General features: G+C 60.2%; 16 protein-coding genes. 14 read left to right on the forward strand and 2 right to left on the reverse strand.

Annotation, left to right across the window (positions count from 1 at the left end):
• Positions 1 to 25: 25 nt before the first annotated feature.
• Together RGV06_RS00730 and RGV06_RS00735 are read right to left on the reverse strand one after the other, a co-directional pair.
• Positions 26 to 853: an alpha/beta fold hydrolase gene (locus tag RGV06_RS00730; RefSeq protein WP_322149079.1), complete on the reverse strand. Its 828-nt coding sequence runs from the start codon at positions 851 to 853 to the stop codon at positions 26 to 28.
• Positions 854 to 870: 17 nt separating this feature from the next.
• Entirely contained in the window at positions 871 to 2,202 is a 1,332-nt protein-coding gene (locus tag RGV06_RS00735) for a spinster family MFS transporter (protein ID WP_019826405.1), read from the reverse strand.
• A gap of 1,050 nt (positions 2,203 to 3,252) precedes the next feature.
• On the opposite strand from RGV06_RS00735, the gene RGV06_RS00740 reads away from it, so the two are divergent.
• The 14 genes from RGV06_RS00740 to RGV06_RS00805 all read left to right on the forward strand — a co-directional run bounded on the left by RGV06_RS00740 (position 3,253) and on the right by RGV06_RS00805 (position 18,282).
• Positions 3,253 to 3,987: an SDR family NAD(P)-dependent oxidoreductase gene (locus RGV06_RS00740; protein ID WP_019826407.1), complete on the forward strand. Its 735-nt coding sequence runs from the start codon at positions 3,253 to 3,255 to the stop codon at positions 3,985 to 3,987.
• A 30-nt stretch (positions 3,988 to 4,017) separates the two neighbouring features.
• Positions 4,018 to 4,791 (forward strand): SDR family NAD(P)-dependent oxidoreductase, encoded by a 774-nt coding sequence (locus RGV06_RS00745; protein WP_046810600.1) that lies wholly within the window; start codon positions 4,018 to 4,020, stop codon positions 4,789 to 4,791.
• 10 nt (positions 4,792 to 4,801) lie between these two features.
• Positions 4,802 to 5,431, forward strand: coding sequence for a nuclear transport factor 2 family protein (locus tag RGV06_RS00750; protein WP_322149080.1), 630 nt, complete (start codon positions 4,802 to 4,804; stop codon positions 5,429 to 5,431).
• Between the two features lie 9 nt (positions 5,432 to 5,440).
• The gene (locus RGV06_RS00755) at positions 5,441 to 6,514 is read left to right on the forward strand and encodes an alkene reductase (protein ID WP_322149081.1); all 1,074 of its coding nucleotides are present in this window, start codon (positions 5,441 to 5,443) and stop codon (positions 6,512 to 6,514) included.
• A complete protein-coding gene (locus RGV06_RS00760) occupies positions 6,511 to 8,373 on the forward strand; it encodes a long-chain-acyl-CoA synthetase (RefSeq protein WP_322149082.1) in 1,863 nt (620 codons plus the stop codon). The genes RGV06_RS00755 and RGV06_RS00760 overlap by 4 nt, the downstream gene beginning before the upstream one ends.
• Entirely contained in the window at positions 8,366 to 9,451 is a 1,086-nt protein-coding gene (locus RGV06_RS00765; protein ID WP_322149083.1) for an MBL fold metallo-hydrolase, read from the forward strand. Before RGV06_RS00760 ends, RGV06_RS00765 begins: the two co-directional genes overlap by 8 nt.
• Positions 9,452 to 9,537: 86 nt before the next feature.
• On the forward strand, positions 9,538 to 11,205 hold the full coding sequence (locus RGV06_RS00770) for a DUF1302 domain-containing protein (RefSeq protein WP_019826422.1): 1,668 nt from the start codon (positions 9,538 to 9,540) through the stop codon (positions 11,203 to 11,205).
• Between the two features lie 135 nt (positions 11,206 to 11,340).
• Positions 11,341 to 12,552 (forward strand): thiolase family protein, encoded by a 1,212-nt coding sequence (locus RGV06_RS00775; protein ID WP_322149084.1) that lies wholly within the window; start codon positions 11,341 to 11,343, stop codon positions 12,550 to 12,552.
• A 5-nt stretch (positions 12,553 to 12,557) separates the two neighbouring features.
• Entirely contained in the window at positions 12,558 to 13,496 is a 939-nt protein-coding gene (locus tag RGV06_RS00780) for an OB-fold domain-containing protein (RefSeq protein ID WP_019826426.1), read from the forward strand.
• Between the two features lie 186 nt (positions 13,497 to 13,682).
• Entirely contained in the window at positions 13,683 to 14,576 is an 894-nt protein-coding gene (locus tag RGV06_RS00785) for a VOC family protein (protein WP_019826428.1), read from the forward strand.
• Between the two features lie 9 nt (positions 14,577 to 14,585).
• On the forward strand, positions 14,586 to 15,461 hold the full coding sequence (locus tag RGV06_RS00790; RefSeq protein WP_019826430.1) for a CoA transferase subunit A: 876 nt from the start codon (positions 14,586 to 14,588) through the stop codon (positions 15,459 to 15,461).
• 11 nt (positions 15,462 to 15,472) lie between these two features.
• The gene (locus RGV06_RS00795; protein WP_019826432.1) at positions 15,473 to 16,270 is read left to right on the forward strand and encodes a CoA-transferase subunit beta; all 798 of its coding nucleotides are present in this window, start codon (positions 15,473 to 15,475) and stop codon (positions 16,268 to 16,270) included.
• 15 nt (positions 16,271 to 16,285) lie between these two features.
• On the forward strand, positions 16,286 to 17,191 hold the full coding sequence (locus RGV06_RS00800) for an enoyl-CoA hydratase (RefSeq protein WP_019826434.1): 906 nt from the start codon (positions 16,286 to 16,288) through the stop codon (positions 17,189 to 17,191).
• The gene (locus RGV06_RS00805; protein ID WP_198821974.1) at positions 17,188 to 18,282 is read left to right on the forward strand and encodes an NAD(P)H-dependent flavin oxidoreductase; all 1,095 of its coding nucleotides are present in this window, start codon (positions 17,188 to 17,190) and stop codon (positions 18,280 to 18,282) included. Before RGV06_RS00800 ends, RGV06_RS00805 begins: the two co-directional genes overlap by 4 nt.
• The last annotated feature ends 36 nt before the right edge of the window (positions 18,283 to 18,318 follow it).

The raw sequence follows: 18,318 nt of genomic DNA on the forward strand, positions 1-18,318 counted from the left end.
GTCATGCGTGGTTCGCGGTGATGATTCAGCCGCGTAGAAATTCCAGGCACGCCTTGTTGAAGAGTTCACGGTGTTCAACCTGCACCCAGTGGCCGCACTGGTTGAGCATGATAAAGTGTGCTTTGGGAGCGTGATTCAGCACTTTAAGCGCGCCACTTGCAGGGTTGAAATTGTCATCGGTGCCCCAGAACCCCAGGATCGGTGCTTGCAGCTCCTCCAGTCGTTCGGTCATGTTCGGCACCATCATGGTGGTGAACAGATTGCGCGGTTGGTGCACGGCCACGGCCACACGTTCAGCCAGCAGGCTGTCATCCAGCTGCGAGCTGTCGAACAATTGCAGGCTCATGATCCGGCGCATTTGCTCGATGCCCAGGGGGCCAGCGTTGTACAACTCGACCATGCGTTGAATGCCGATCATCTTGAAGTAGGTTTCGCGATCTTCAACGCCGCCTGGGGCCATAAGGATCAGTTTTTCGACGCGCTCCGGTTCCGCCAGCGCCAGGCCCAGGGCAATTGCACCGCCCAGGGAATTGCCGAGCAGGGTTGCGCGCTTTACCCCGACCGCCTTGAGAAACCCCGACATGGCATTGACGAAAAATTCCAGGTTGTACTGGGCATCTTCAGGCTTGTCGGAGCGACCGAACCCCGGCAAGTCCACCACCAGATTGCGAAAACCTGCGGCAGCAAACTGCGGGTAGTTGCCTTTGAAATTGCTGTAGCCACTGGCACCCGGACCGCTACCGTGCAGCCACAACACCACCGGGCCGCTGCCTTCATCGAGAAAGTGCAGGCGCAGGCCGCTGTCCAGTGTCACAAAGTGGCCGATGGGCAGTGGAAGGTCTTGTTCTGTCATCACTCAATCTCCAAAAGTCAGGCAGTGGCCGCATCAGCCAGCGATGCTGGGGTTGGGGTCTTGTTCATCAGGTAGTTGCGATAGCGTGGCAAGGCCATGGCCAGAAACAACGAAGCCAGCACCAGCAGCGAGACGCAAGAGGCCAGGGCGTAGCGCAGGCCTTCGTTGCCCAGGCTATGGGCGAAACCGTCACTGAGCATGCCGATCAGCAGCGGACCGACGCCCACCCCGAGCAAGGTCATGGACATCACAAAAATCGCGGTGGCCTGGGCCAGTCGAGTTGCCGGGAACAGATGAGAAATGGCGCCCAGGCAGGGTGTTGCCCACCACGTCCCGAAAAAGCTGAACACGCTGTAAAACAGAAAGGCGGTGGGTACAGGGGTACTCCCCACATAAAACGCGGTGCCAACCGGCCACAAAAAGTAAGTCAGGGCGAACGGGATGCTGATCAGCGTGCCCAGCAGCGGAACGCCGATCTGCCAGCCTTTGTCACGGCGCGCCAGACGGTCACACAAAATGCCGCAGGTGAGGGTGCCAAATGTGGCCCCGGCGCCACCTGCCACACCGGCCAGCAGCCCGGCGTCCTGCAGGCTCAAACCGTGGGAGCGGATCAGAAAGCTTGGGCTCCAGGTGCCGATGGCATAACCGGCGATGGCAGCAGAGCCGCCGGTGAGCACAATCCAGAGGAAAGAAGGGGTCTGGAACAGCTCGCGCACCGTGACGGCCCAGTTCGCCTGCGCCACTTGATTGGGGCTGACCAGCATTGCAGGTTTCGGCGCCCGTACGGTGAGCAGCAACAGCAACCCGAGAAAAATCCCCGGCGCGCCGATCACTACAAATGCAAAACGCCAGCCGTAATGTTGAGCGATCCAGCCGCCCAGCCCCAGCCCGAAAATCGCCCCCAGGCTTGAGCCCAGCATCAGTACCGACAGAGCGGTAGAACGGCGTTCAGGCGGATACAGGTCCGAGACCATTGCCATTGACGGGGCGGTGCCACCGGCCTCACCGATCGCTACCCCGATCCTGGCCACCACCAGCATCGCAAAGCTGGCCGCAAAGCCGCAGAAAATGGTCATCACGCTCCAGGCAATACAGCTGAATGCGATGACTTTCTTGCGTCCGATACGGTCTGACAGTCGCCCCAGAGGAAAGCCGAAGAGGGTGTAAAACACCGCAAAGGTCACCCCTGAAAGCAGGCCTATACCGGTGTCGGAAATGCCGAATTCGGCTTTAACCGGCTCGATCAAAATGGCCATCAGCAGCCGGTCGATGTAGTTGAAGATATAGATGGCAGCCAAAACGCCTAGTGCGTAGTGAGTTCGCCAGGTGGGGCGCAAGGGTATGGACACGACGGGCTCTCCCGGTTTTTGTTCTAGTGGTTCCGTTATTCCATGAAGCGCGTGGCGAGTACATCGTCCATTTAGACCAGCCGGTCATCTTGTCGCCGCTGACGAGCGCCGCGAGGCTGCGTAGCAGTCGTAGAGTCAGCTTTCACGGTGAATCAGACAAACCGCGTGTGCCGGTTTTACGACCGCTTCGCGCTCGGACGTAGCCTCGTTCTACTCGTCAACGGCTACGAGGCGGGGTAAGCGTGAGTCTGTAGCAGCTGACGAGCCGTGCGAGGCTGCGTCCGGCTGCGCAGCAGTCGTAGAGTCAGCTTTCACGGTGAATCAGACAAACCGCGTGTGCCGGTTTTACGACCGCTTCGAGCTCGGACGTAGCCTCGTTCTACTCGTCAACTGCTACGAGGCGGGGAAAGCGTGAGTTTGTAGCAGCTGACGAGCCGTGCGAGGCTGCGACCGGCTGCGCAGCAGTCGTAGAGTCAGCTTTCACGGTTAATCAGGCAAACCGCGCGCTCCGGATTTGCGACCGCTTCGCGCTCGAACGTAGCCTCGTTCTACTCGTCAACGGCTACGAGGCGGGGTAAGCGTGAGTCTGTAGCAGCTGACGAGCCGTGCGAGGCTGCGACCGGCTGCGCAGCAGTCGTAGAGTCAGCTTTCACGGTTAATCAGGCAGACCGCACGCTCCGGATTTGCGACCGCTTCGCGCTCGAACGTAGCCTCGTTCTACTCGTCAACTGCTACGGAGCGGGAAGGGCGGCGAAAACCGTAGCAGCTGACGAGCCGTGCGAGGCTGCGTCCGGCTGCGCAGCAGTCGTAGAGTCAGCTTTCACGGTGAATCTGGAAAAAGCGGGGGGGGGCAGGTTTGGCGGTCGCTACGCAACCGGACGTAGCCTCGTTCTACTCGTCAACGGCTACGGAGCGGGTAATGCGCCAACACGGTGTGAGTGCTGCTTAGTCCCATCGGACGATGTTCAGCTTTTTTCTCCAGTCAATGATTGGTCCCATACACCGCCCAGTCTTAAGGGCGGTCCGGAATCGGGCAGGCGGGAGAACTCTATGAAATTGCTGAATAAAGTGGCGTTTGTAACGGGCGCAGGTCAAGGCATGGGGCGGGCCATCGTGCGTCATTTTGCCGAGCAGGGGGCAAAGGTTGTCGCAGCCGACATCAATCTGGACGCCGCACGCCAAAGCATTGAAGGGCTGGGCGACAGCGCTCTTGCCGTCAGCTGCAACGTCGCCGACAGCGATTCTGTCGCCACCGCGATGGCTGCCGTTCACGCGCACTTCGGTAGCCTCGATGTGCTGGTCAATAACGCAGGCATCGGTTCGATTGATGCGTTCGCGCAAACACCGGACGAGAACTGGCAGCGCGTTATCGGCGTCAACCTTACCGGGACCTTCTTCTGCAGTCGTGAAGCCGTAAAACTGATGCTTCAGGCCGCCACCCCCGGTGTGGTGATCAATATCTCCAGCACCTCCGCCCTGACGGGTGAAGGTCCAAGCCATTACTGCGCGGCCAAGGCTGGCGTAATGGGCCTGACCCGCAGCATGGCCCGCGAACTGGCAGGCAATGGCATTCGCGTCAACACCATCGTTCCCGGCCCGACCAACACCCCGATGATGGCTGACATCCCGGAAGACTGGATGCAAAGCATGCTCAAGGCCATCCCTCTGGGTCGCATGGGTGAGACCGATGAAATCGCTCGCGTCGCGGCCTTCTTGGCCAGTGATGACGCGGCCTTCATTACCGGGCAAAACCTGGCGGTCAACGGCGGCATGGCGTTTATCTAAACGCCGGGCACAGCAATGGGAGAGCAGGTCATGGGTACTCGTTTACACAACAAGATTGCATTTATCACCGGTGCCGGTTCCGGGATTGGCGCCGCCACGGCACTGCGGTTCGCCGAAGAGGGCGCCCTGGTGGTGCTTTGCGGTCGTCGCATCGAGCCGCTGCAAGCGGTCGCCGCACACATTCGCGACAGCGGTGGCCGTGCGGAATGCGCGGTGGCCGATGTCAGCAATGAAGCCGCCTATGTCGCCGCCATCAGCGAGGCGGCACAACGCCATGGCCGGCTGGATATTTTGGTCAATAATGCGATGGCCTACAGCTGGGGTGCGATTGACAGCACCTCCACCGCTGACTGGCACTCCAACTTTGCGACCACCGTGGACGGCACCTTCTGGGGTACGCGTACGGCGATGGGCCTGATGCGTGCTCAGGGCAGCGGCTCAATCATCAATCTGGCCTCGATCTGCGGCCAGTTCGGTACGCCATGGATGGCTGGCTACAGTGCAGCCAAGGCCGCGGTGATCAATTTCAGCCGCGCCGCCGCCAGCGAAGGCGCCAGCCACAACATTCGGTGCAACGTGGTCAGCCCGGGCGTGGTAGAGACGCCCGCCACGGCCGGCATGCTCACCGACGACAAGACCCGCACCAATACCGAAAAACTGATCCCGCTCAGGCGCGTCGGCCAACCCGTGGAAGTGGCCAACGCCATTCTGTTTTTGGCCAGCGACGAAGCCTCGTATATCACCGGCGCCTGCTTGCCGGTCGATGGCGGGCGCAGCAGCGAGCTGTACACGGTATTGGAATAAGGACCCTTTTATGGAACAGAACGCCTTGCTAGCCCGTCTTGACCGGCTGGAGTCGATTGAAGAAATTCGCCAGTTGGCCGGCAAATATTCGTTGTCGCTGGACATGCGCGACCTCGATGCCCACGTCAATCTGTTTGCCGAAGACATTCGTGTCGGTCGCGAAAAAACCGGGCGTGCACACCTCAAAGCCTGGGTCGATGACACGTTGCGTGACCAGTTCCATGGCACCTCGCATCACCTGGGCCAGCACCTCATCGAGTTCATCGACCCTGATCACGCCGTGGGTGTGGTGTATTCCAAGAACGAGCACGAGACCGGCCCCGAGTGGGTCACCATGCAAATGCTCTATTGGGATGACTACGAGCGGATGCAGGGGCGCTGGTATTTCCGCCGCCGCTTGCCGTGCTACTGGTACGCCAGTGACCTCAACAAGCCGCCGATCGGCACGCAAAAAATGCGTTGGCCGGGGCGCGAACCCTACGCCGGTACTTTCCACGACCTGTTCCCGTCCTGGACCGAGTTCTGGGCCCATCGCCCAGACAAGGACCAACTGCCCCAAGTGGCGACAGCGGCACCGGTCGAACACTTTCTTGCCACCCTGCGCCGAGGGGCTGGCGCACCGAAAATTCGCGTGCGCTGAGGACTATCCATGAGCATTTTGTTTGAACCTGTGCGCCTCGGTGAGCTTGAACTGGCCAACCGTATTGTCATGGCACCGATGACCCGCAGTCGTGCGGATCAGTACGGCGTGCCCACCCCTGAGATGGTTGAGTACTACCGCCAGCGTGCGTCGGCCGGGCTGATCGTCGCCGAGGGCACCGCGCCTTCTGCCAACGGCCTGGGCTATTGCCGGACCCCGGCGATTTACAACGAGCAACAGATCGCGGCCTGGAAGGCTGTGACCGACGCGGTACACGCCGAAGGCGGCCTGATTGTGCTGCAACTGATGCACGTCGGCCGTGCTTCCAGCGCCCACAACAAACCGGCCGGGGCCGCTACGGTTGCGCCTTCGCCCTTGCGCGCACGTACTCAGTTGTTTACCGACACCGCCGGCATGGTCGATACCGACGAGCCCCAGGCCTTGTCCCTGCAAGATATCGCCCTGGTGATCGAGGAGTATCGCCAGGCTGCATTGAATGCGCGCGAAGCTGGGTTTGACGGGGTTGAGTTGCACTGCACCAGCGGTTACCTGCCGATGCAGTTCATGGCGTCGGGCAGCAACCTGCGTGAAGACCAGTACGGTGGCAGTGTCGACAACCGCGTGCGCTTCCCGGCTCAGGTGCTGGCGGCCATGGCTTCAGCCATTGGTGCCGGGCGTGTGGCGCTGCGCCTGTGTCCGGGCAACCCATTCAATGACATCGATGACGAAGACCCGTTGGCCACCGCAGTAGCCCTGTGCAAGGCCGCCGAGCCTATGGGCCTGGCTTACGTGCACATCATGCGTTCGCCTCTGGCCGAACTGGATGCCTTTGCCCTGGCCCAGCGCCATTGCAGCAACGGCCTGATCCTGAATGACGGGTTTGACGGTGAGTCGGCCGAGGCTGCACTGCAGGCCGGGCAGGGTGACGCGGTGTCGTTTGCCCGTCACTTTATTGCCAATCCTGATCTGGTGGAGCGTCTGCGCAAGGGGCTGCCTCTGGCCCGCTTCGACCGCAAGACTTTGTACTCGCCGGGCCCCGAAGGGTACAGCGATTACCCGCTGGGCGAGGCGGTGGCGCAATGAACGACATGTCACGAATCAGCGCTCTAACTGCATCCAGGCAGCAGCCCGTGCCACGGGAGCACACTCAGGCATTGCTCGATGTACGTGCAGCGGCCAGTGCCCAGATTAAACCGTCAGACCTGTACACCCTGGCTGATCGTCTTGAAGCTCAGGCGCAGGCCTTGCCTGGGCACTGCTTTCTGATCGACGGCGAGCAGCGCTTCAGTTACGCCACCGTGAATGCACAAGCCGATCGCATGGCTCACGTGTTCTACGCCAAGGGCCTGCGCCCCGGTGACGTGTGCGCCATTGCCATGGAGAACCGTCCGCAGTTTTTCTTCAGCTGGTTCGGGCTGGTCAAACTCGGTGTCGTGGTGGCGTTTATCAATACCCAGGTCAATGGCAAGCCGCTGGTGCATGCCTTGCAATCCATCGCTGCCAAGGCAGTCGTGGTGGGCGAAGAGTGCCTGGCTAACCTGTTGAACACTGAAGGCTTGCCAGACGTACCGCTGTGGTTGGTCGAAGACCCGTCCAACCCTTTTGAGGGTGCGTTGCCAACCTGTGTCGACAGCCAGTTTGGCGAGCAGATCGCCCGTGCGTCGGGCACTGCATTTACCCGTGAAGTGCGCGCCGGGATTACGGCTGAAACCACTACGTTGCTGATTTTTACCTCAGGCACCACGGGCCTGCCCAAGGCGGCCCGTTACAGCCATATGCGCTGGATGTCGTCGGGTGACGTAATGGAAGTCACCCTGGGCGCCACCTGCGACGACGTGTTTTATTGCTGCCTGCCGCTGTACCACGGCGCGGCGGCTACTTCGGTGACGTCCACGGCGTTGCGCGTGGGCGCGAGCATCGTGGTGCGGCGCAGGTTCAGTGTGCGTGAGTTCTGGCCTGATGTGCGCCGTAACCGCATCACCGTGTTCCAGTACATCGGCGAGATCTGCCGTTATCTGCTCAATCAGCCCGTGGCGGCCGGCGAGCGTGAGCACAGTTTGCGCTACATGCTCGGTGCAGGCCTGACGCCTGAATCCTGGCAGCGCTGGCTTGAGCGTTTCGGTCCGGTCCAGGTCTTTGAAGGCTGGGGCGCCACCGAAGCCAACGCCAACCTGATCAATGTCGACAACTACGTGGGATCGTGCGGGCGAGTGCCGGACTGGAGCCGCACCAATCTGCGCCTGGTGCGCTACGACGTTGAAAGCGAGAGCCATCCGCGGGACGAAAACGGTTTTTATCAGCTGTGCCAACCCGGTGAATTGGGTGAGGCGATGGGCTTTATCGTTGACCACCCGCAGATTGGCGGCGGGCGTTTCGAGGGGTATACCAGCGTAGCTGCCAGCGAGAGCAAAATCCGCCGAAATGTGTTTCAAACCGGTGACGCCTACTGGAGTTCGGGCGATCTGTTGCGCTATGACGACGACGGCTATTTCTATTTCGTCGACCGTATTGGCGACACTTTTCGTTGGAAAAGCGAGAACGTTTCGACGCTTGAAGTGGCAGATACGCTCAGTGACATGCCAGGGCTTGAGCTGATCAACGTATACGGCGTTCAGGTGCCTGAGCACGAAGGTCGCGCCGGGATGGCAGCGATTCTGATGCAACCGGGGCATGCGTTTGATCCGCAGGCTTTCTTTGATCTGACTCAAGCCCGGTTGCCACGTTATGCGGCGCCGATGTTTGTACGGGTTTCGGCGGCGGCAGACCTGACCAGTACTTTCAAGTTGCGCAAGGTTGACCTGCAGCGCCAGGGCTACGCACCGGGTTTGTTTGCCGATCCGCTGTTTGTGCGTGACGAAAGCACCGGCACTTATCAGCCGTATTCGCTGCAAGTACTGGCCCGTGCCGGTTTGCTGCCTTTTGCAGGCCGCAGCCATGAGTGAATTCGACGTTCAAGGGCATGAATGGCGTGACGGTCTGCGTTACCCGTGGCCACAGGCTCCGGTCAGCGGCCAGGTGCAGGAAGTCGCCGAGGGCGTGCTGTGGCTGCGCATGCCGCTGCCGTTCGGGCTTGATCACATCAACCTGTATTTGCTGCGCCATGGTGACGGCTGGGTCGCGGTCGATACGGGCCTCAACAGCGATCAATGCCGCGAAGTGTGGGAGCGCGTATTTGTAGAGGTGCTCTCGGGTTTGCCGCTCAAGGCGGTGATCTGCACGCATTTTCACAGCGATCACACCGGCGTGGTCGGTTGGTTGGCCGAGCGTTTCCACTGTCCCGTATTGATGACTCGGGGTGAGTTTCAGGCACTGCATCACGGCCCGCCAAAAGCCGCTGAGCCGGACTGGGCGTTTCTCGATTTTTATCAAAAGGCCGGGTTCAGTTCAGAGCGCGCCACATCGTTACTGCCACTGATCCAGGGCGAGCACTTTCGTCCGCAACTGGTCGCCGGTTTTACCCGTTTGAGCCATGGCAGCCGGCTCACCATCGGCGGTCGCCGTTGGGAGGTGGTGATGGGTAACGGGCATTCACCGGAGCATGCGTGCCTGTACGCGCCGGACGATGGGTTGCTGATTTCGGGCGATCAAGTGTTGCCCCGTATTACCTCGACCATTGCGGTGTATGTCCCGGAACCAGAAGCCAATCCATTGCGTGACTGGCTGGACTCCATCGAACGGCTGCGCGTGATCCCCGACAGCGTGCTGGTGCTGCCGGCCCATGAGCGGCCGTTTTTCAATCTGCATCTGCGACTGGATCAGTTGCGCGATCACCATCTCAAACATTTGCAGCAGTTGCTCCAGGCCTGCGAGGAACCGCGCACGGCGCTGGAAATGATGGCGGTGTTGTTTAAGAAACTGTCAGGTCGTTTTGACGAACTGATGGCGCTTGGGGAGACGTTGGCTCACGCCAATTACCTTATGGCCGAGGGGGCGCTCGTTCGTGAGGAACAAGGAGGGCTGCATCGTTATCGGGTAGCCCCGACAGGAGTCGTGAAGTTCGACCCGCTTGAGTTGTTTTGAGCAGTGGCTATAGGCGCGGTATGCAGAACGCAATGACGCTTGAACCCATCGAGGCGGCCACCGAGTCGTCAATCAGGAGAGGCAGAGTGATCAATAAAAACAACAATAAATATCAAGGGCCGCGCCCGCACAGCTATCAGGTCAGTGGCCTGGCTGTCGCTGTGGCACTGGTGTCCAGTCCGCTGTGGGCAGGGGAAACCATCGAGTTCGATGACGGCACCACTATTGATTGGACGGTCACCACAAGCTACGGCATCGGCATGCGCCTGGGGCATCCCAGCGACAGGCTGATGGGAATTAACGCCGATGATCCGAACCGCAACTTCGAGCAGCACAGCCTCACCACCAACCGTGTGGGCGCGCTGGGCGAGATGATCCTGCGCAAGGACAACTATGGTGCCGTCGTGCGCGCCAGCACCTTTTACGACGATGTGTACCACCGTAAAAATGACAACGACTCACCGGCCACGGTCAACAAGTACGGCAGCAATGACGAGTTTACCAGCGACACGCGCTACTACAGCGGTGGCCGCACTAAGTTGCTCGACGCCTACGTGTTCGGCGGCTGGCGTTTTGAGAACGACACCATGCTCGACGTCAAGGCGGGTCGCCACATCGAGTCGTGGGGCGAGAGCCTTTACTACCCTGGCGTGAACGGCGTACAAAACCCGTCCGATGCGGTCAAGGCGGCTCAGCCAGGGGTCGAGGTCAAAGAGGTTTTGCTGCCGGTCGGGCAATTCTCGGCGTCCTACCGGATCAATCCTGAAATTACCCTGGGCGGCTACGTGCAGTATGAGTGGAAGGGCACTGAACTGCCGCCGGTGGGCAGCTTCTTGTCGACCTCCGACGTGATTGGCCCGGGCCGCGAGTTTTTGTACATGGGGGCCAATAAAGTGCCGTACCTGGGCACCGATGAGCCCCGTGACAGTGGTCAATGGGGTGCTCAGATACGTTACCGCCCGGTCACGGACCTTGAAGTGTCGCTGTTCCATGTGGTGTACCACGATAAAAACCCGGCCACTGCGCTGGTGGGCTGGGACCCGATTCCGGCTGGCGCTGGTGGCCTGGCTTACAAGGCCAACGGCTATCGGGTCAAATACTTTGAAGACATCAAGCTGACCGGCATCAGTGCCACCACCAAGCTGGGTGACGTGCAACTCGGTGCCGAGTGGTCGTATCGCGACGGTGCGCCGGTGATGGTCAATACCGGGTTGGGGCCGGTGCCTGCCAAGGGCAAGGGCCAACAGTTCCAGTTGTCGGCGATGCGAATTCTGGGTGACCGTCCATGGGCCAGCCAAACCACGTTGACCGGTGAAATCGTCACTGTGCGTGCCGACCACGCGGATGCAACTTCGGCAGCGCCCAACCTTGAAGGTGTAGGGCTGTTGCCGTCACTGGTGCCGTCTGTTCAGCCGTCCAATGACTACACCTACAAGACCGGCAGTGCGTGGCGTACCCGCTCATCGAGCGCGTACACCGTGGGGGCTTCGTTCAGTTATCCGGGTGTGTTCCAGGGCTGGGACCTTGAAGTTCCGTTCACTTACTCGGACGTTTTCAGCGGTGCTGCACCGATGTCGGGGACTATCGCCGGGGTGGCCGGGGATCGACGCCTGAGCGCAGGCACGACCTTCAAGTACCTGAGCAACCTGGAAGTATCGCTCAAATACATCGGGTATCTGGGTTCGCCCGATCCGATCAACCGGCCGCTTGCTGACCGTGACTACGCCACGTTCTCTATGAAATACACCTTCTAAAACACGCCCCTGTAGTCGCTGCCGCAGGCTGTGAAGGGTTGCCTGGCAACCCGTTTCCTTGAAGGCCCTTAGGTCCTCATCGCAGCCTTCGGCAGCGACTACAAAGTTGGATGAACTGACTAAAGAGAGATAACCATGGGTCTTAAAGGTCACGCGGCCATTGTGGGCAGCGCACAGTACAAACCTGAGAAATACGCCACGGCGCCGCGCATGTTCCATCTGGAGCAAGTGGCTGATTTGGCGGCCCAGGCGTTGCGCGATGCCGGTTTGCAGGCATCCGATATCGACGGGCTGGTGATTAATGGTCCGCAATTTCATGAGGCTTCGGTGTTTGTACCGGCCATGGCCGCTGAATACCTGGGCTTGCGCCTCAATTTTGCCGAAGTCGTCGACCTTGGCGGCTGTACCTCAGTAGGTATGGTCTGGCGCGCAGCGGCCGCCATTGAACTGGGTTTGTGCCAGGCGGTGCTGTGCGTATTGCCGGCACGCATGGCGCCTATGGGCCCGGATGAAGACGCCAGCTGGATGGCCCGGGCCATGCGCTTTGGTGGCCACAGCACGGCGTTTGGCGCTCCCGAAGCCGAGTTTGACTTGCCTTACGGTCACATGGGCCAGAACACCGGTTACGCGATGATTGCCCAGCGTTATGCCGCGCAATATGGCTATGACCCTCGGGCGATGGCAAAAATCGCGGTGGATCAGCGCACCAATGCACAGTACAACCCGGATGCCATGTTTTACGGTCAGCCGTTGACCATCGAGCAAGTACTGGCCAGCAAAAAGGTAGCCGACCCGTTGCACGTGCTGGAAATCGTCATGCCCGTGGCGGGTGGTGCAGCCATGATCATCGCTTCTAAAGAAGTGGCTGCCCGCGCTCGTAAACGACCGTCCTGGATCACCGGTTTTGGTGAACACCTGGCGTTCAAATCGCCGTCTTATGCCCAGGACATGCTGCAAACCCCAATCGGACCTGCTTCGCGCCGTGCGTTTGAGATGGCGGGGATCAAGCCTGCGAATGTAGACGCGGCACAAATCTACGATTGCTACACCATCACCGCCTTGCTGACCCTGGAAGACGCCGGTTTTTGCGCCAAGGGTGAAGGCATGAGTTTTGTGCGTGAGCACGACTTGACCTGGCGCGGCGATTTCCCGATGAACACCCACGGCGGTCAGCTCAGCTTTGGCCAGGCCGGTTCAGCGGGCGGCATGAGCCAGGTGATCGAAGCCGTGACGCAAATTGCGGGTGAGGCGGGTGAACGCCAGCTCAAGCAATGCGACACGGTTTATGTCTCAGGCACCGGCGGGGTGATGAGTGAGCAGGGCGCATTGATACTTCAGGGAGCATGAATCCGATGTCGAATAACAAACCAATGCCGGTGCCAACCGAGATCTCTGCACCGTTCTGGGAAGGCCTGAAGGCTGAGCGCCTGTTGATTCAGCAATGCAACGAATGCAGTCATTGGGTGTTTTACCCGCGCCGGCATTGTCCGGCGTGTTTGACTCATTCACTGGCCTGGCGTGAAGTCAGTGGCGGGGCAACGCTGTATAGCTTCACCGTAACGCGTATCGCAACTTTGCCGGACTTCGCGGATGAGATGCCGCAAATGCTGGCGGTGGTCGAGCTGGATCAGGGTGTTCGTATGAACACCAACCTGGTGGGACTGGACGAGTCCGAAGTGAAGATCGGCATGCGCCTGCAACCTGTGTATGCCGAGATAGACGGCAAGGGTAATCGGCTGCTGCGCTTTACAGGTGTCGATAAGGATGCTGATGCCCTCAAGGCGTTGCGAGCGGTTGAGCAACCGGCGCAAGAACAGGTCGCCACCGTGCGCCAGATTGCTCTGGATGACGAGGCGGCGCTGCAGGCCCTGGTCAGCGAGGAATTCAGCCCGTGGAGCAATCAGGTGGTGGTCGATCAGGCCTTGATTGACACCTTTGCCCAGCTGTCCGGGGATGACTACTGGATCCACACCGACCCTGAGCGTGCGCGCAAGCAAAGCCCGTTTGGCGGCACCATTGCCCATGGTGCGCTGGTGCAGATCCTGCAGTCGCGCATGAAGCTGAATCTGGGTTACGAGATCACCGGTTTCAGCAACATGATCAACTACGGATCGGATCGTCTGCGTTTCCCGGCACCGGTGCCCGCAGGCTCGACGATTCATGCCCGGGCACGGGTCAAGCGGGTGGAGCGGGTCAAAAGCGGCACTCAACTGACCCTTGAACTCAATACCCACGTGCTGGGCAGCGAGCGGCCGTCGGTGATCAATGAGCTGGTGATTCTCTATATGTAATCCCGTGGGAGCGAGCCTGCTCGCGAAAGCGATCATCCAGTCAACACGCTTTCGCGAGCAGGCTCGCTCCCACTGTTTTATGTGTGTTGCGCCAATCGAGCTTTAGTCTCAACGGACGATGAGCCCCGGCGCCATCCTTCCCATACTGCCCTCAGCCAATAAATACAGGCATTGAGGAGCAGGCACATGATCGACATTCGTGGTTTGAGCTACTTCGTTGCAGAGTCCCGGGACCCCGTCCAGTGGCAGCGTTATGCCCAGGACGTACTCGGGATGATGGTCAGCGAAGCACCCGCCGGCGGCGTGTACGTGAAGATGGATGAGCGTCCGTTTCGCATGCTGATCGTGCCTGGTGGCGAGTCGCGCTATCTGGCATCCGGCTGGGAACTGGCCAGCGAAAAGGCATTCAATGCTGCCATCCAGGTGCTGGATCAAGCCGATGTCAGCTGGCGCCCGGGCACCGCAGAACAATGCGATCAGCGCGGTGTGCAAGCGCTGCTGCATGTCACCGACCCTTCGGGCAACCGCCATGAATTGAGCTGGGGCCATCGCTCCGATTGCCAACCCTTTGTCTCGCCTCAAGGTGTACCGGGCTTTATCACGGGTGAAATGGGCCTGGGCCACACCGTGCTGCCCGCGCCAAATTTCGATGCCACCCTGGCGTTTGCCAAGGACGTGCTGGGCTTTGAACTGTCGGATATTTTCAACTTTCGTCCCGACCCTTCGGCACCACCGGTGCGCATCCACTTTCTGCATTGCAAAAACAGCCGTCACCACAGCCTGGCCCTGGCCGAATACCCGGTGCCATCGGGCTGCGTGCATGTGATGGTCGAGGTCGAGTCCATGACCGAAGTGGGCCGCGCCCACGATCGGCGTATCGCTCACAACGTGCCGTTGTCGGCCACTTTGGGTCAGCACCTGAACGACCGCATGACCTCTTTTTACATGAAAACACCTTCGGGCTTTGACCTGGAGTACGGCTATGGCGGCTTGCTGGTGGATTGGCAAGACCACAGCGCTTTTGAATTCACCCGGGTAAGCCTGTGGGGCCACGATTTTTCCGTCGGCCAAGAACAGTAAGGAGTCACGATGAACAAGCAAATGACAGCGGCAGACGTGGTTGGCCAGTTGCGCGACGGCATGACCATCGGCTTTGGCGGCTGGGGCCCGCGGCGCAAGCCCATGGCGATTGTGCGCGAGATCCTGCGCTCGGACGTCAAGGACCTGACCGTGGTGGCCTATGGCGGCCCTGAAGTCGGCATGCTCTGCGCTGCGGGCAAGGTCAAGAAACTGGTGTTCGGCTTTGCCACCCTCGATGCGATCCCTCTTGAAGCCTACTTTCGCAAGGCCCGCGAGGCCGGCGAGCTGGAGCTGATGGAGCTGGACGAAGGCATGCTGCAATGGGGCCTGCGCGCCGCGGGCATGCGCTTGCCGTTTTTGCCGACCCGTTGCGGGCTGGCCACGGATGTCAGCCGCCTGAATCCTCAAATCAAGCAGGTGCAGTCGCCTTATGACGATGGCGAGGTGCTGCTGGCCATGCCGGCGCTGAATCTGGACATCGCCTTTTTGCATGTCAACGTTGCCGACCGGCTGGGTAATACCCTGGTTACCGGCCCTGACCCGTATTTCGACCATCTGTTCGCCCGTGCCGCCAAGCAGTGCTTTGTGTCTTGCGAGCGGATTGAGCAGCGCTTGAGCCTGGATGCTGCACAGGCCCGCTTCAATACCTTTGAACGCTACCTGGTCAGCGGCGTAGTGCATGCACCGTTTGGCGCGCACCCGACCTCGTGTCCGTCCGACTACGGCTGGGACATGAGCCATTTGAAACGCTACAGCGCCAGCGCCGCCGAAGAAGGTGGCTGGGAAGGTTATGTAGCCGAGTTCGTGACCCCGGGCGAAAGTGCCTATCAGGCCAGCAATGGCGGTGTCGATCGCCTGAGCGCTTTGCCGCTGCCAGTGTTTTAAGGAGTTTTGACATGACTGCTACTAACGAATTTACCCTGGCTGAATTGTTGATCGTGGCCGCCTGTGAAGCCTGGCGCGGCAACGGCGAAGTGATTGCTTCGGGCCTGGGCGTGATCCCGCGCCTGGGTGCGAGTCTGGCCAAACTGACCCATAGCCCTGAACTGCTGATGACCGACAGTGAGGCATTCCTGGTGGAAGAGCCGATCCCGCTGGGCCCCCGTGGTGATTATGTGCCGCGCTACTCGGGCTACCTGTCGTTCGAGCGGGTGTTCGAATGCGTGTGGGGTGGACGCCGACACGCGATGATCGGTCCGACCCAGATCGACCGCTGGGGCCAGACCAACCTGTCGTGCATTGGCGATTATCAAAAACCCAAGGTGGCAATGCTCGGGGTGCGCGGTTTGCCGGGCAACAGCATCAACCATATCAACTCGTTTTTCGTGCCTTCCCATAACACCCGGGCTTTTGTTTCGGGTGAAGTCGACATGGTCTCGGGTGTCGGTTTTAAGGACGAGCGTTGGGAAGAAGGTATGCGCCGCGACCTGATGGATATCCGCCTGATCGTTACCGACCTGTGCGTGATGGACTTCGGCGGGCCGGATCGCGCCGTGCAAGTACGTTCCCTGCACCCGGGCGTGAGCTTTGAAGAGGTACAGGAAAAAACCGGCTTCCCGCTGCTCAAGGCTGCTGACCTCAAGCAAACCGTGGCGCCCACGACGGAGCAACTGGCGCTGATCCGTCGTCTGGACCCCCATGACTATCGCGCAGCTGCGCTCAAGGGTAATCCGCCCGGCATTCGCCAGGCCTGAAGGCAAGGAATTCACATGAGCCGCGATAGCGAATTTGTACAGCGGGCTGATACCGCTGTGTATGAAACCGAAGAGCCGGTGCTGTATGGGGTGGCCGATGGTATTGCCACGCTGACCATGAACCGGCCCACGGTAAATAATGCGCAAAACTCGCAGATGACCTATGCCCTGGACGATGCCTTTCGCCGCGCCGTGAATGACGACGCGGTGAAGGTCATTGTGCTGCGCGGCAATGGTAAACACTTCTCTGCGGGGCACGATATCGGCACGCCTGGGCGTGATATCAACAAGTCCTTCGACCGGGCCAGCCTGTGGTGGGATCACACCAACAAGCCGGGTGGCGAGTACCTGTATGCCCGCGAGCAGGAGGTGTACCTGGGCATGTGTCGGCGCTGGCGAGAGTTGCCCAAGCCGACCATCGCCATGGTGCAGGGCGCGTGTATTGCCGGTGGGTTGATGCTGGCGTGGGTCTGCGATTTGATCGTGGCCAGCGATGATGCGTTCTTCCAGGACCCGGTGGTGCGCATGGGTATCCCCGGGGTGGAATATTTTGCCCATCCTTACGAGCTCAATCCGCGTATTGCCAAGGAATTTCTTTTTACCGGTGATCGCATGAGTGCCGAGCGCGCTTATCAAATGGGCATGGTCAATCGCCTGTTTGCCCGCGAAGCACTGGAAGCAGGTACTTACGCGCTGGCTGCCGCTATTGCCAAGCAACCGCGCATGGGCCTGGCGCTGACCAAGCAGGCGATCAATCACGTTGAAGACTTGCAAGGCAAGCGCACGGCGATGGATGCGGTCTTTGCCTGGCATCACTTTGCTCATAGCCATAACGAGTTGCTTTCGGGGGACAAGCTTGGTGGTTACGACGCCAAGGCCATGATTGAGGCGAACAAGACGGCTGCGGGAGAGGGGCGATGAGCGAGTACCTGCAAACGGCGTTGACCGATGCCTTGGGCTGTCGCTACCCCATCGTGCAAACCGCGATGGGCTGGGTGGCGGACGCCAATCTGGTGATTGCCAGCACCCGGGCCGGTGCCTTCGGGTTTTTGGCGGGTGCGACCCTTGCAGCGGATCAGTTGGAGGCTGAAATACAGCGGGTGATCGAGGCTACGGGGGGGAGCAATTTCGGCCTCAATTTTCATATGTTCCAGGAAAACGCCGCGCAGTGCGTGGATCTGGCCATCGAGTACCGCTTGCGAGCCGTCAGTTATGGCCGGGGGCCGGATCGCCAGACCATCGAACGCTTCAAAAAGGCCGGGGTGCTATGTATCCCGACCGTGGGCGCGTTGAAACATGCGATCAAGGCAGTGGAACTGGGCGCGGACATGATCACTGTGCAGGGCGGTGAAGGCGGGGGGCATACCGGTGGCGTGCCGAGCACCATATTGTTGCCGCAGGTACTGGATGCGGTGCGGGTGCCGGTGATTGCGGCGGGGGGTTACTCCACCGGGCGCGGGCTGGCCGGAGCCTTGGCCACCGGTGCGGCCGGTATCGCCATGGGCACGCGGTTCCTGATGACCCAGGAATCGCCTACCCCCCTTGCCACGCTGGAGCGCTATGTGAAGGTCGCCGATCCTCAGCAAATCCGTGTCACGACAGCGGTGGATGGCATGCGACACCGAATGATCGAAAACGCGTTTATCAATCGCCTGGAAAAGGCCAGTGCCTTTGGCCGTCTGCGCATTGCCCTGGGCAGTGCCTGGCACTGGAAGCAACAGACAGGCATGAGCCTGGGTCATATGCTGGGGGTGTTCGTTCAATCCGTGAAGGAAGACCCCGGCGCCTTGTCGCAAACCGTGATGGCGGCCAACCAGCCGGTGCTGCTGCAGCGTTCGATGGTCGATGGTGTGCCGGATGAAGGGATTTTGCCCTGCGGCCAGGTGGCGGCAGCGATTGGCGATCTTAAAAGCTGCCAGAGCCTGATTGACGAGATGGTGCAGGAGGCAGAGCGCTGCCTGATGGCGGTTAACGTGCGTCATCAGGCTTTGGGCGACCTGTATCAGCGTTGAGTGACACAATCTGTGGGAGCTGGCTTGCCTGCAATG

The organism is Pseudomonas sp. CCI3.1 (assembly GCF_034313985.1).
Taxonomy (GTDB): Bacteria; Pseudomonadota; Gammaproteobacteria; order Pseudomonadales; family Pseudomonadaceae; genus Aquipseudomonas; species Aquipseudomonas psychrophila.

What these genes read in the sequence shown, in the direction of transcription:
- RGV06_RS00760 (WP_322149082.1), top strand. Translation starts at nt 6,511, where the DNA reads ATGAACGACATGTCACGAATCAGCGCTCTAACTGCATCCAGGCAGCAG.
- RGV06_RS00775 (WP_322149084.1), top strand. Translation starts at nt 11,341, where the DNA reads ATGGGTCTTAAAGGTCACGCGGCCATTGTGGGCAGCGCACAGTACAAA.
- RGV06_RS00750 (WP_322149080.1), top strand. Translation starts at nt 4,802, where the DNA reads ATGGAACAGAACGCCTTGCTAGCCCGTCTTGACCGGCTGGAGTCGATT.
- RGV06_RS00740 (WP_019826407.1), top strand. Translation starts at nt 3,253, where the DNA reads ATGAAATTGCTGAATAAAGTGGCGTTTGTAACGGGCGCAGGTCAAGGC.
- RGV06_RS00765 (WP_322149083.1), top strand. Translation starts at nt 8,366, where the DNA reads ATGAGTGAATTCGACGTTCAAGGGCATGAATGGCGTGACGGTCTGCGT.
- RGV06_RS00730 (WP_322149079.1), bottom strand. Translation starts at nt 853, where the DNA reads ATGACAGAACAAGACCTTCCACTGCCCATCGGCCACTTTGTGACACTG.
- RGV06_RS00755 (WP_322149081.1), top strand. Translation starts at nt 5,441, where the DNA reads ATGAGCATTTTGTTTGAACCTGTGCGCCTCGGTGAGCTTGAACTGGCC.
- RGV06_RS00795 (WP_019826432.1), top strand. Translation starts at nt 15,473, where the DNA reads ATGACTGCTACTAACGAATTTACCCTGGCTGAATTGTTGATCGTGGCC.
- RGV06_RS00780 (WP_019826426.1), top strand. Translation starts at nt 12,558, where the DNA reads ATGTCGAATAACAAACCAATGCCGGTGCCAACCGAGATCTCTGCACCG.
- RGV06_RS00790 (WP_019826430.1), top strand. Translation starts at nt 14,586, where the DNA reads ATGAACAAGCAAATGACAGCGGCAGACGTGGTTGGCCAGTTGCGCGAC.
- RGV06_RS00805 (WP_198821974.1), top strand. Translation starts at nt 17,188, where the DNA reads ATGAGCGAGTACCTGCAAACGGCGTTGACCGATGCCTTGGGCTGTCGC.
- RGV06_RS00745 (WP_046810600.1), top strand. Translation starts at nt 4,018, where the DNA reads ATGGGTACTCGTTTACACAACAAGATTGCATTTATCACCGGTGCCGGT.
- RGV06_RS00800 (WP_019826434.1), top strand. Translation starts at nt 16,286, where the DNA reads ATGAGCCGCGATAGCGAATTTGTACAGCGGGCTGATACCGCTGTGTAT.
- RGV06_RS00785 (WP_019826428.1), top strand. Translation starts at nt 13,683, where the DNA reads ATGATCGACATTCGTGGTTTGAGCTACTTCGTTGCAGAGTCCCGGGAC.